We start from the raw sequence: 13,403 nt of genomic DNA, 5'->3' as shown, positions 1-13,403 counted from the left end.
TCGATTTCAAACTTATATACTCTATACTAAATTTGGCGGAATATAGGAAGATTTCCTTCATTTTAAAGCTGAGATTTTTGTAAAATCCTTTGGTACAGCGGCGGCCCTAAAAAGAAATAGGACCCGAAAGGTTGCGGCAAACAACTTTGAATCGAGTCCTGGCATTGATGGTATCTTCGCTAAGACGAATCCTTATCCTTACTTACAAATCGCCTAAAGTTGTCCACTTTTAGCACTCTAGCATTTTGCAATAACTTCTGATCGCTTACGATCCAGGTATGATCCTTGGAATGACTTCTGCGAATGGCAGCAAAGTGAAATGGATTTCCTGCATAAATCTTATAGCCTTTAGCCAGACTTTTGGAACAAAATATGACGCATTCGCTTCGATTTCGGCTCGGAAACTGCACCTTGTTGAATACGCGCTTTTTTACGAGCAAGGTAGCTCCTTGAACAAGGGGGACATATTGATTAACCTTCTTAGAGTAACGATACAGGAGCTGCTTTCTACCGTTTAGGTACATAAAGTGCGCACGTTTTCCTACGATATCGGCACTTGTCTTTGACATGATTCGCATACTGTCGGTTAAATAGCCCGGAGCATAATAATCGTCATCATCGAATTTGGCAATGTGATTATATTTTGATAATTGAACTCCATAATTAAGGCAGCTGCCGAGTGATACGCGTTCCGGTAAGCTGATGATTCTGACGTTTTTATATCGTTTAGCAGCTCGTATATATTCGCTTTCCTTAAGCTCGTTGTTATTCAGAATGACGATCAGCTCTTTATTCCTATAATTCTGTCTGCTGTAACTATGAAAAAGATTGTCCATGCAGTATCGTCTTTTCGTACAAGTAATAATAGAAACACCATGCTGAACAGGAGAGGGCTTAGGCTTTACCATCACTTAATACCTCGAGGTTTTCATTACAAATTCTCTGTAATTATTAACGTTTGGAATTACCTTATGGTACTTAATCAGCTCTTTATCACTGATAATCCATGTATGGCCAGATGAATTTTTGCGGCGTATGGCGACAAAATTGAATTTTCCTCCGGAATAAACGTGGAACCCCTTCTTCTTGCATCGTATGCAAAAAAGATCATCTTCCCCTACGTTTTTATTCGGAAACTGAACCTTATTGAATACATGCCGTTTCATCACAAGCGTCGCACCTGGAAGTTTCGCAGCGGGTTTATTCTCAGCTTGCGAGAAGCGAAGGATCATCGTCTTTGAGCCCTCCAAATACATATAATGGGCCCGCTTGCCTATCACATCGGCATTTGTTTTTTGAAAGGTTAGCAGGCATTCCTGCAAATAATCGGGGGCGTAATAATCATCATCATCGAACTTGGCGATGTAGTCGTATTTTGTTTGCTTGACGGCAAAGTTTAAACAGGCACCGAGCGAGTTCTTTTCAGGTTTGCGGAAAACTCTTACATTGGGAAGGTCACTAGCTAATCGCTCGTAGGGCGCTAAGGGTATCTTGTCGTTGTTGACAATAATGATGAGTTCTTTCTTGGGATGGTTTTGTATGATGTAATTTTGAATCAAGTTTTTTAGGAAACCTCGCCGATTCGTACAGGTAATAATAGACACGCCTGACATCTTCATAGAGCTTTTTGTGCCGGACCCCATAGGATCACCCCTTTTTATTCGTGTCGATAGATTCTATCTCACAATATGTAAATGGAAGATAAGAGGAACGGCATATTACTAAATGGTATGAAAAACAAGCAACCCTTGAAACGCTCAAGGCTTGCTTGTCATATGGATTGTTTAATGGCTGATCACAATTGAATATTCTGTTTACCCCGTTTTTCAAGATCCCTGGCGGTTGGACTAAGTTCAACTTTGTTTTTGTCCTTAAAGGTTCCTAAGGCCAGATCATACACCGGGTTGGTCACACCGTACCAGTAATTTTCATTTTTAAAGTGATGCCATAAGTGAACCTTCTTCATCCAACGTCCCCAAGAAGAGATGGGGTTAATAGGACGATGCGCTATATAGTGCGTCCATTCGTAGAATAATAAGAATATCATGATCCCAGCGATAAAAGCATTCGTAATCACGAGACTTGAAGTAATCAAGTAAGCAACGACAGCAGCGATCGCCATGTTAGGTAATGAGTACCAAACCGGGAGAAACAATAGGCTGAGGTCATTCGGATTGGCATGATGATCATAGTGTAAGCGCTTAACAATGTTGAGTAAAAAAGGACTCTTCGGCGTCTTAATGTGAAAAAGGAATCGATGGGTAAGATATTCAACGATGGAATAAGCAATCATCCCGACAACGAATGCGATCCAAATGGATATCGAAGTGAGGTGAGGAATCATAAAACCAAAACTAACAAGAAAGAGAACGCTCATGATGAGGATATCCGGAAAGAAGAAATACTCTTTTAAATATTTGGCTTTCATGTGTTAAAGGCCTCCTTCTTTATTATTCCTGACGATTTCTCCACAAAATCAAACTCTTCGCTCTTTATAATATTCGAGCTGTGGTATTACCATAATTATACAACGGAATATTCCAGATATGTAAGAGGGGGGCCGCAAACATAAGAACAGAAATCTATCTATACTTAGACTCCTGTTCTTTTGGGTACAGCTGAGTGTATTCGATTGCAGGTATTTATGTACGCATAACACGTGTAATCGATGCGTTATAAGCCTTCACTTCAGATATTAATAACAAGGTATCCTGCAAAAATTTTACCGCTTCCGTAATAAATGGGCCTTTGTTTAGCATAACGCAATCAAACTCGCTTCCCAGCGATAGGTCTGCTAACTCCGATCTTGAAGGCACTCCTTTCTTCGCTAGAGTATCCAGCACTTGTGTTGCCAAAATAACAGGTGTATGCGCGGCGCGGCATAGGGACAAAATTTCTTCCTGAATAATCGGCATTTGTGAAAAGCCTGCATTGATCGCGAGGTCCCCACGGGCCACCATGACTCCAAAGTAGGGAAAGGTTAGTCCCTCCTGCAGGATGCTGGAAAAATGGCTTACCGCTTCTTTGGTTTCGATCTTGGCGATGACTGGAAAGTTCTCACGATGGTAAATATGCAAAAGCCTCTTTAGTCTTTGTAAATCATTCGGGCTATGGACGAAAGAGATTCCAACCATATCAGCCCGCTGAGCAATAAATTCCAAGTCCTTCTCATCTTTTGCGGTCAACGAGGGTACGGTTAATCCAACCGGGGTATCTGGTAGATTTATTCCTTTGCTGTCTCTAATTATGATCTCTGTTTCAGGGGAAGTGATTTCGATCTCAACTTCATCATCATGGCAAGCTGTAACAACACCCTGGATCTTCCCATCATCGATAAACACGGTGTGCCCTTTCTTCACATTCGCAAAAGCCTCCGGCAGATTCACGGTAATGCAGGGTATCTTATGGTCTATAGAAAATCCACCCTCTGAATTTTCTTTTAACAGCAGCTTGATTCGGTCGGATTTTCGCACCTGCAATGGAGCAGCAATCGTTTCCATGTTGGTGACTTGAAGCCATACTTTATGCTTGATGCTTTGTAGAATTGTACTATCGTCAATATAGGCAGTCTTCTCAAGGATGACTTCAAATCCGGAATGGATCACCTTCGTAATGAGAAACTCTCTTTTTACATGGCGTGAATCCAAACATATCAGTTTATCCCCGGCCGTTAAGAGGTGCATTCTTTCATGAGACTGGACGTCAATAACAAAATCATATGAATTATTTTGTAGTAACTGAGATGCTTGTGCATTTGTACGGATTAGGCCCTTTTTGGCTTGAGTAGATGGGTCGATACCTTTTTGGGGGATCTGTATTACGAGCGGCTGTGCGACTTGGTTCAAGATGTTTATCCGGATTTTGGGACCAGCCAGATCCATATAAATTCGACAATGCTGACTCTCATACAGTCCTTGAGCTTGCAGCCGAGCTTCGGCATGGCGGATCGATTCGATCATTTTGTCCCAAGTGGATGGATCATCATAGGCACAATTAATTCGGGCAATGGTCATACCGTTTAATAATAATTGTTCAATTATGGTGGATGAAATCATTTTGGCGTCGAGGGTTAGCATAATGTGAGGCGTTTCTGGATGCGTCCTCGTTCCGAAAACATCTTCTTTCCTTTTTTGGGTCAAAGCGTGGGGATTTTCGATGCGATTAACAGCAGAGATTAGTCCCATATTGGAACAAATGATCTGAAGGCTTTGTATGACATGTTCCCTGGAACTTAAACAAAGCCCTTGCGAACGAAGAGCTTGTAGAAATTCACGACTTGTATTCTTTTTATAGGCAAGATATGCCGCTAAATTATACGCGCTAAATCGATGATATGGGGAAGGGTAATCTTTATTCAAAACAAGAGCCGAAGCTTCTTTAAGTACTTGTTGGTAAAGTGTCCAGACTTCTTGTGCTATGTGAGTATCAGAACTTGGCTGCACGAGCAATTCACTCCTTTGGGATACTAGGCAAAATTGTCGGCCTCTAATCATTTTATATAATGGCCCGTGCCCCTAGAACGAAAGTTACATATTGCGCTGAAATCCTGACGAAGGGAGTGACACGAAATATACCGCTTACAAAAATGCGGCTTTCAGGTTTCACCTTGAAAGCCGCATTCTATGTTCAAGTCTTAGTCTTCCACGAGCTCCAGCTCAATGACCGTATCGAGCTCATCCGGCAGATCCCCGCCGGCGATATGGATAAATGCCCCGCTCTCGGTATCGGAGTACTGATCCGCCATCCAAGGTGTCTGCACATGAAGCTCGCTGCCGTCTGACAGCAAACGGGCTTTTTTGATTCTGCCTTTCAAGCCTTGGAAGTAGATCGGCCCGATGCCCCGGTCGAACACATGGGCATAGAGCTTGTTGCCGCGCTGAGTGTAGCGCCCCCACTCCGGTTTAGGCAGCTCAGCGATACCGCAGCCGTATATACTGTCTCCATTGCGGTGAAGCCACTTCCCGACGGCTGCCAGAATATCCAGCGACTCTTCCGGAATTTCGCCTTTGGCATCCGGTCCCACATTCAAGAGCAGATTGCCGTTTTTGCTGACGCATTCCACCATCGCACGGACAACCTGACGGGGCGATTTATAATTCCGGTCGGTGGAATGGTATCCCCAGTGATCGTTGAGCGTAATGCAGGCCTCCCACGGAATGGCTTCGCCGGCCGAGTTCACGATGCCTTCAGGCGGAATAATTTGCTCCGGAGAGAAGAAATCTCCTGCGTAGACTTCCGGCTCCTCCGCCATAATGTTGCCGCCAAGACGGTTGTCAATCACGATGTCCGGCTGCAGGGAGCGGATCATCTGGATCAGCTCGGTTGCCCGCCATTTCTCGCCGGTCATGTCATCATACGAAAAGTCGAACCACATGATATCGATTTTACCGTAATTAGTCAGCAGCTCCCGCACTTGACCGTGCATATAGTCCAGATAACGGTCGAAATCCATCTCTTTATTCTTAAAAGATTCGTTCGCACGCATCGGATGTTGGCGGTCGCCGTATGCCGGATAATCGTCATGATACCAATCGATCAAGGAATAATAAAATCCAACTTTGATACCCTCTTCACGGAAAGCATCCACATACTCGCGGATCAAATCCCGGCCTGCTGGCGTGTTGGTTGCCTTGTAATCCGTCAGCTGGCTGTCGAAGAGGCAAAAGCCATCATGATGCTTAGTAGTCAACACTGCATAGCGCTGTCCTGCTGCCTTAGCGGCTTTTGCCCAACTGCGCGGATCATACAGCACCGGATTAAATTCATCGAAATAAGTCTGGTATTCTTCATTGGTGATCCGCTCCCCGCTCCGTACCCATTCGCCTCTGGCAGGAATGGCGTACAAGCCCCAATGAATGAACAAGCCAAAGCGGTCGTTCATCAGAGGAAGTGTTCTTTCAAAACGTGGATTCATCTTCATGGCTGGCAAAACCTCCGTTTCGCTGGTTATTTTTTGTTTTTCGCATCATAAGCCGTCTGGTAGATTTCCAGGTAACGCTCCAGGTTCATATTGTCCAACTGACTGACGTAGCTGTCCCATTCCGTATCCAGACTCGCATCGCCAATGACAAAACGGGCAATCATTTCATCCACATAGTCATTGATCGTCTTGGCCAGATCGGCCACTTCGGACGCCTGTTCATTCGTCAGGAACAGCGGCGGCACCGTGCTGACATCCTTCGGCTTATACGGCTCATAGTTATTCTTCGTCTCGTTATATAGAATTACCTCTAAATCGTCGTCACCTTTTGCGACGGCGGATAATCTGAAATCGTTCGTACGCAGTGCCGGACCGGTTTGTGCCCAGTTTACGTTCTGTACCGTACCGTAAGATTTCAGCTCCGACCATACGGCAGGCTTGCCATTGATGCCAATTTCGCCTTCCTTAGCGTCGCGCCATTCCTGATCCGGTCGTCCGTACACGCTGCGGAGCGACATTTCCTTTTCGTACAATCCGTCGGCCCAACGAAGCGCAAGCTCTGGATTTTTAGCTTTTTTGGTGATGATAAAAGATCCTGGCGTCAAAGCCGTCGTATCCACAGCGGCATATTGCACGCCTTCCGGTCCTTTTAATGGGGGCACCGCTTTATATTCCTTCCAACGGCCGCTATCACCCATTAACTGTGTAAATACCCCTTCGTGTCCACCTGTGGAGGCTCCCAAAATCACCGTATCCGGGTTCTCCCCCTGCTGGATCAACTGGTTATCGTCCTGGGTAAAGGATTCAGGAGAAATCAGCCCTTCTTTGTACAGCTTATTAAGATAACGGAGACCTTCGCGCCACTCCGGTTTATTGTAAGCCACATCGAGCTTGCCATCCTTAATATACATATGCTTGTTGCTGGATCCGTAAATCGGATTATATATGAAAGAGTTCATCAGGAATGCGTCGATGGAAGAACGCCAGGACTTCGGAGAAAGAGACAGCGGGATTTCATCCTTTTTCCCGTTTCCATTCGGATCTTTCTCCTTGAATGCTTTCAAAACATTGTAAAAATCATCCGTTGTCTTCGGCATTTCGAGGCCCAGCTTCTTCAGCCATGGCTCGTAGATCCACATTTTCTGGCTCATAGAGCAGTGATAGCAGTCATTGACTTCAGGTAATGCGTAGATGTTTCCATCGATCGCAGTGACCATGTCTTTGATTTCGGGATTATCCTGAAACATTTTCTTCGTTTGCGTGCCCTGCTTCTCGATTAAATCATTCAGCGGTAGGAACGCGCCCTGGGAGCCGTAAATCATCTGCTGGGTAGGAGTTACATTCAGACCCATGATAACATCGGGATAATCTTCGCTGGCCAGTACCAGATTCAGTTTCTCCTGCATGCTTTGTTCCGGAACGACCTCCCATTCGATATGGACATTGGTCTTTTCCTCATACCATTTGGTAAACTCGTTCGTTTCGAAATTTTCTACTAGCGGATTGCCGCGCACCATGATCTTAAGCGTCGTTTTTTCTTTAACGAGCGGATACGTCCCTGGTGCCGATAGTTCGACTGTTGTCGCTGCGGGTTCCTTCTTCTCTTTTTTGTCCCCGCTGCCTTCTTTCGTTCCGCCGGAGCAGCCTGCAAGCAGCAAGCTGACAGCCATAACCAGACCTGCGATCTTTCTGGCTTTCTTGTACATAACAACCCTCCATGATTTTTCAAATTAATAAAAAGATTGACTGATCAGCTATCAGCCCTTCAGCGAACCGATCATCACGCCTTTTACAAAAAACTTCTGAACGAATGGGTACACCACTAAAAGCGGAACCGAAGTCACTACAATCAGCGAATATTTAAGGAGCTCTCGAAGCCCCTGCCGCGCAGCGGCCGTTTTAGCATCACCCAGCATATCGATGTTGATCTCGTTCTGAACGAGAATATCCCGAAGGATCAACTGCAGCGGATACAAGTCCGCCCGTTTCAGGAATATCATGGCGTTGAAATATTGATTCCAATGCCCCACGGCATAAAACAATGCAATAACCGCCAGGATCGGCCCGGACAAGGGCAATACGATCCGGAGCAGAAAACGGAAATCCGTACATCCGTCCAGTTGGGACGCTTCAAGCAGCTCCCCCGGTATCGTCGTTTGAAAATAAGTGCGCATAATAATGACATTCCATACCGATAGGGCGGCAGGTATTAGCATGGACCATACGGTGTCGATCATGCCGAGATTTTTAACGAGCAAATATGATGGGATAAGCCCCCCGTTAAACATCATGGTGAATACGAACAGAAGCATAAACACATTGCGACCACGGAAATCTTTTCTGGACAGCGGATATGCCGCCATAATCGTAAACAGCAGATTGATTCCCGTACCTGCCACGGTATAGAACAAGGTGTTCATAAAACCCCGGACCACCATGCCGTTCTTGAAAACGGCCCGGTATCCATCCAGCGTCGGTTCAATCGGCCAGAGCCACACCCGTCCAGACAGGACGGCGCTGCTCGAACTGAATGAAGCGCTTACAACATACACAAGAGGATACAGCACGATAATCATGATGAGTGTCAGCACCGAGTAATTTACGATTGTAAACAGACGGTCAGAGCCGGCCTCTTTCATTTTCGGTTTGCGCAAGGTTTCCGCCGCCTTTCTACCATAAGCTTTCCTGCTTTAATTGCTTGGCTGTCTGGTTCACGATAATCAGCAGTATAAAGCCGATCACCGATTTGAACAAGCCGATCGCTGTCGCATAGGAGAAATTCATAGCCTGCGACACGATCCCCACTTTGTAAACGTAAGTATCGATGACTTCCGATGAACGCAAATTCAGCGCATTCTGCATCAGCAAAATTTTCTCGAAGCCAGTTTCCAGCATTTGCCCGGTATTTAGGATCAGCAGAATGACCGCGATGGGCAGAATGCCCGGTATGTCGATATGCCGCATCCGCTGAACTTTGGTCGCACCATCCATAACAGCCGCCTCATGCAGCGCAGGATCAATGCCGGATAGCGCAGCCAGATAGATGATGCAGGCAAACCCCGTATTCTGCCAAATATGAGACCATACATAAATCGATTTGAACCAGGAGGCCTGCGCCATGAAATGATACGGTCCGAGACCAAACCAGCCCAGCATCGTATTAATCATCCCTGTCCGCGGATCAAGGAACTGCAGCAGAAGGCCCACCAGGACAACCAGGGAAATGAAATACGGCGCGTAGGTGATCATTTGGACCGTATTTTTAAAGCGCCGGTTCTTCACATAGTTCAGCCCGAGTGCCAGGATAATCGGAAACGGAAAGCTCGCCAGTAGGGTATAAAAACTGATGACAAGCGTATTCCGCAGCAATCTCCAGAATTCATGCGAATGAAAAAAACGTTCAAACTGCGCAAATCCAACCCACGGGCTGCCCCCAATGCCTTTAATAACGTTAAACTCTTTGAATGCGATCTGTGCCCCGTACATCGGCATGTATTTAAATATGATGATGTACAGCAGCGGCAAAGCAAACAGTGCGTACAACTGCCAACTGCGTCTGATATCCTTCCAAAGATTCAGCCCAGTCACCCCCTATATCGTTTTGTATTCCGGCCGTTGACTGAAGTATAGGGGAAAGTCCTTCGTACGGTAAATCTGCATGTTTTAAACATTATTCCCTGCTTTAGAAAGCGCTTTATTCCGATTTCAGTCATTATTCTTTTCTTTAGAAATAGACATAAAATCAAGCTTCACGCACCTGGTTTTCCTTCCGGAACTCCGTTGCGCTGATGCTATTCGCGCGCTTAAACGCCCGGCTGAACGTGTTGAGTGACAGATATCCGGTCAAGGCCGCAATCTCGCTGACGGGCTTACCGCTGTGAATGAGCAAACGCCTCGCCTCCTCCATGCGGACATTCTCCAGATAGTCTGAAAAGTTCATGCCGGTCTGTTCTTTGAAAAAAAACGACACATACGCCTCGGATGTCCGTGCTTCTCCGGCCAATACGGAAAGACTCAAATCCGGATCCGAGAAATGACGGTCAATATATTCGATCAGTTTACCCGCAAGCGAATTATTGTGGCTTCGTTTGCTTTCCTCATACTTCCGACATAACCGCAGCAGCGTTTGAAACAGCAAATGAATAGCTTCAGAAGGTGGCAGCGCCGGGTCGGAAGCCTTCAGTACCACTTCCACTTCCTCGGTTAATGGGTCCTCCCCTGAGCCCGATGGCTCGCAGCATTTCATTAGTGTCCCGCATAGTTCCTGGGCAAGCAGTCTCTGGGCAACGGCAGGTACCTGAAGATTCCCTCCGTTCTTCTCTCTGATCTGCTCCATCAGGCGCAACGTTTCCGGTTTGTTGCCTGACTTTACCAGCTGAATCAACCGTTGCTCTACATCTGACGGATAAAAATAAGCAGGAACAGGCACTTCGGCATCGTCGTAAAATAAAACAGGCTGCTGGTCACTCCAAGCTGCATGCAGCAGGAGAAACTCAGCCTCCCCGTACGAACGGTACACCTCTGTCAGTCTCGTCTGGCAGGTGCCGATGGCTAGTAAAAGTCCGGCGTTGCTGGTTTCCTTCAATACGCCATACAGCTTGATCAGCAGCGGTTTCATTTTCTCCATGAAATCTGCGGGCTGCTCTCCTCCGCCATGAAGGAGCAGAGCCAGTTTGTTTTCTCCTAAATCATGCACCTGCGCCTCAATCTCTTCCTCCGTGCTGATCCTGGAAACGACATCCTGAATTTGCAGCTTCACGATGTCCAGCTCCATCAGCATTTCCTCGTTGTATGGCGCAAGATAACCTCGCAGCTGAATGACTGCGACGCTCAGAAAACTTCCACGCAGCTCAACCCGGGAATGCTCCATCGCTGCTTCTACTTCCTCCACCGATGTGAATCCCCCTTGGAGCAAGCGGTCAAAGAAAACGTTCCGCAGCAGCGGCATCTGGGCTTCCAGTCGGCTGTTCAGGGCATCATGACTCTCCACAAGAGCGGATACGGAACTGCGGATATCATCCATCAGATTGCCTAGCGGACGCTTCCCTCGGTCGCCAGCGCCAAGCGGTAGGAGCTGGAGCATCTTAAACACCGGCCGGCTGCTCCGGTAAGCCAGAAAGGCTGCAACGAAAAGTCCGGCGATTAAAGCCAAAATGAACACCGTTAACGTGAGTTCTTTGATATAATTGGCTTTTTCCAGTACAACGGCTTCCGGCTTGGCAGACACGTAAGTCCATCCGTTATAGCTAGAGGTTGTTTGCGTAATCAGCATTCTTTTTCCTTGCCAATCGATTCGGGAGAATCCTTCCCCAACGTGAAGCGCTTTCAAATCAATAGACTCTGGTTCCAGCCCAACATGACTGATCAGGATTCCGTTCTGGTCGGCCACGTAGGCAAAGCCGCCCTGCTCCGAGTCGATGCGCTGCAGCATCTCTTGAATCTGCTTGTTGTTGATCAATACAGTAATCACACCGCCGCTGTCTCTCGTACCGAAGGACTGCATATAACTGACCACCGAATACGGTTTACCTTCATATGTAACAGGCAACCCGGGCTTGTAGGTTTTATAATAATATTGCTTGAACAACTGCGCGTACCATTCGTCATAGGACATGTCGTCATAATGAAGTTGCAGACTGTAAAATTGACGTGCATTGTATACCTTGCGGGGGGATATAAACATGCCGCTGCTTTTATAAGCAATATAATAATCAACGATAAAATGGTTCGACATACGGTAATCAAACAGGCTTTTTTCCAGAGACCACAATCGGTAAGTATTCGTATTCTGAAACGGGTCTTTCACGAATTGAAAAGACTGGACTTTGGATTCGCTGGACATTTGCTCGGCAATCGTCTCCACTTCGGCAAAACGCCGGTCCAGTGCTTCCCGGATCTGCCCGAGTGCCGCAGCATTGCTTTTCATCGTTTCCGTCTCCACCAGAGTCGAGGTTTTATGATAAGCGAACCATCCCACAAGCAAAGAGCCCAGCAAAATCAGCGCATAAGGCACAAAAAAGCGAAAAATCAGCGTTGCACGTTCCCCAGATGCTTTCCTCAAACAAATCCCACCCTTTGGCATTGTTTACAACATAAATCCAAATTATATCAGAGATGCGAACCAACGTCTTCATCCGATAGACTCATACGAAAACTCCCTTGTGAACGGCGGCGCTATACTTCCCATATGCAAAAAAAGCTGCCCGGATCACAGCATCCGGCGCAGCATCTTTACTACATCTCCAATGTCCCCTCATCCTGCCCAGGAACCGCCCAGCATCTCGCAACTTCGATTAATCTATTGGTTTCAAATGTCAGTTTATAAATATCAGGCATGGACGTCGATCTCCAAAATTCAAAATCATAAGCTGGGTCAAAATAGTTCATGATGAGCGTCATGATATCTCCATGGGTGCCGACTACGATTGTATTGTTCTGATGCGCGTCAAGCAGCCGCAGAAACGCCTGAACACCTCTGCTCTGTGCTTCCGAGCTTGATTCTCCTCCCGGAAGAGCATATTCAAAATCCTCGTAGAGCCGTTTTTTACAGCTGAAAAAATCCTCGCTGGGTACATGAAAATCATCTGAAGCCAGTGTTCTTTCACGTAAATCCTCAATAAGGGTGATCCCTCTGCCGGCTTCACGGGCCACGGCTTCCAGCGTTTGAAGGGCTCTTCGATAGGCACTTGAAAAGAAGACATCAATTATTTCGGAACGAAAGATATCCTTTACTTTTAACGCATCCTCACAGCCCCTATCGGATAATCCTCTTTCTCGTTCCAGGCCCGGTACATACTGAGATTCCGCATGCCTGACCATATAAACCACGGTTTGCAGCTTCTTCGCCACCTTCATTATTTTTCCGCTCTAAAGAAAAAACCACAAACCGGATCATCCCGCCGTTTAGTGGTTCCATCCAAGTCAACGTCTGCGCTTGCTTATGCCTACTCTTCCACTTCAAAAATCGAATCAATGATGATCGGCAGATTATCCCTGAGTGAGCCTGCTCCAAACACGGAACGGGCATGGCTCCCCTTTTCTTCAAAGACTTCTATGAACAGATCCGAGCAGCCGTTCAGCACTTTGTGATGCTCCTCATAAAAGGGCTGCGCGTTCACGAAGCCTTGTATTTTCACGACTCGTTTCACCTTATCCAGCGTTCCGAGTGCCGATTTAACAACCGCCAAAATTTCAAGTCCGGTGCTGCGGGCGAACTGATACCCTTCCTCCGTAGAAAAGTCGCTTCCAAGCTTCCCTCTCGGATGTCCTGCCGGGCCTTTGCCTGAAACAAACATCAGCCCGTTCACGATGACATCGTTAACATATTTCGCCGCTGGCAAGCTAACCTCCGGAAGAACGATACCAAGTGATTTCAGCCTCTCTTCAATGCTATCTGACATGTCAGATGCTCCTTTCTCTCAAATGGAATAGAAATGAAATTTCTAGTATGTCATCATAAAATTGATATATTCGACTGAATCCC

The 13,403-nt window shown here is 46.5% G+C and carries 11 protein-coding genes; all 11 read right to left on the bottom strand.

Annotation, left to right across the window (positions count from 1 at the left end; all coding sequences use genetic code 11):
* Window positions 1–179 precede the first annotated feature (179 nt).
* The 11 genes from MUG84_RS03865 to MUG84_RS03815 all read right to left on the bottom strand — a co-directional run bounded on the left by MUG84_RS03865 (window position 180) and on the right by MUG84_RS03815 (window position 13,320).
* Window positions 180–908 carry a glycosyltransferase family 2 protein gene (locus MUG84_RS03865; protein ID WP_280521128.1) on the bottom strand — a complete coding sequence of 243 codons (729 nt, stop codon included), beginning with the start codon at window positions 906–908 and terminating at the stop codon, window positions 180–182.
* Window positions 909–911: 3 nt separating this feature from the next.
* Window positions 912–1,643, bottom strand: a complete 732-nt coding sequence (locus MUG84_RS03860) for a glycosyltransferase family 2 protein (protein WP_244720309.1) — start codon at window positions 1,641–1,643, stop codon at window positions 912–914.
* A 152-nt stretch (window positions 1,644–1,795) separates the two neighbouring features.
* Complete coding sequence (locus MUG84_RS03855; protein ID WP_244720305.1) at window positions 1,796–2,428, bottom strand: sterol desaturase family protein; 633 nt, start codon at window positions 2,426–2,428, stop codon at window positions 1,796–1,798.
* Between the two features lie 214 nt (window positions 2,429–2,642).
* A complete protein-coding gene (locus tag MUG84_RS03850; protein ID WP_244720302.1) occupies window positions 2,643–4,442 on the bottom strand; it encodes a pyruvate kinase in 1,800 nt (599 codons plus the stop codon).
* Window positions 4,443–4,633: 191 nt separating this feature from the next.
* On the bottom strand, window positions 4,634–5,914 hold the full coding sequence (locus tag MUG84_RS03845) for an alpha-L-fucosidase (protein ID WP_244720946.1): 1,281 nt from the start codon (window positions 5,912–5,914) through the stop codon (window positions 4,634–4,636).
* 32 nt (window positions 5,915–5,946) lie between these two features.
* Window positions 5,947–7,626 (bottom strand): ABC transporter substrate-binding protein, encoded by a 1,680-nt coding sequence (locus MUG84_RS03840; protein ID WP_244720299.1) that lies wholly within the window; start codon window positions 7,624–7,626, stop codon window positions 5,947–5,949.
* Window positions 7,627–7,677: 51 nt separating this feature from the next.
* Window positions 7,678–8,574 (bottom strand): carbohydrate ABC transporter permease, encoded by an 897-nt coding sequence (locus MUG84_RS03835; protein ID WP_244720296.1) that lies wholly within the window; start codon window positions 8,572–8,574, stop codon window positions 7,678–7,680.
* Window positions 8,575–8,590: 16 nt separating this feature from the next.
* Window positions 8,591–9,463, bottom strand: coding sequence for an ABC transporter permease (locus MUG84_RS03830; protein WP_342346091.1), 873 nt, complete (start codon window positions 9,461–9,463; stop codon window positions 8,591–8,593).
* A 199-nt stretch (window positions 9,464–9,662) separates the two neighbouring features.
* Window positions 9,663–11,981 carry an AraC family transcriptional regulator gene (locus MUG84_RS03825; protein ID WP_244720289.1) on the bottom strand — a complete coding sequence of 773 codons (2,319 nt, stop codon included), beginning with the start codon at window positions 11,979–11,981 and terminating at the stop codon, window positions 9,663–9,665.
* A 173-nt stretch (window positions 11,982–12,154) separates the two neighbouring features.
* Window positions 12,155–12,775, bottom strand: a complete 621-nt coding sequence (locus MUG84_RS03820; protein WP_244720286.1) for a histidine phosphatase family protein — start codon at window positions 12,773–12,775, stop codon at window positions 12,155–12,157.
* An 89-nt stretch (window positions 12,776–12,864) separates the two neighbouring features.
* Window positions 12,865–13,320, bottom strand: a complete 456-nt coding sequence (locus MUG84_RS03815; RefSeq protein WP_244720283.1) for a RidA family protein — start codon at window positions 13,318–13,320, stop codon at window positions 12,865–12,867.
* Window positions 13,321–13,403 lie beyond the last annotated feature (83 nt).

The organism is Paenibacillus mangrovi, from assembly GCF_022898935.1.
Lineage (GTDB): Bacteria > Bacillota > Bacilli > Paenibacillales > Paenibacillaceae > Paenibacillus_AQ > Paenibacillus_AQ mangrovi.
The sequence above is the reverse complement of the archived record's forward strand: the minus strand, read 5'-3'. Positions and strand labels throughout refer to the sequence as shown.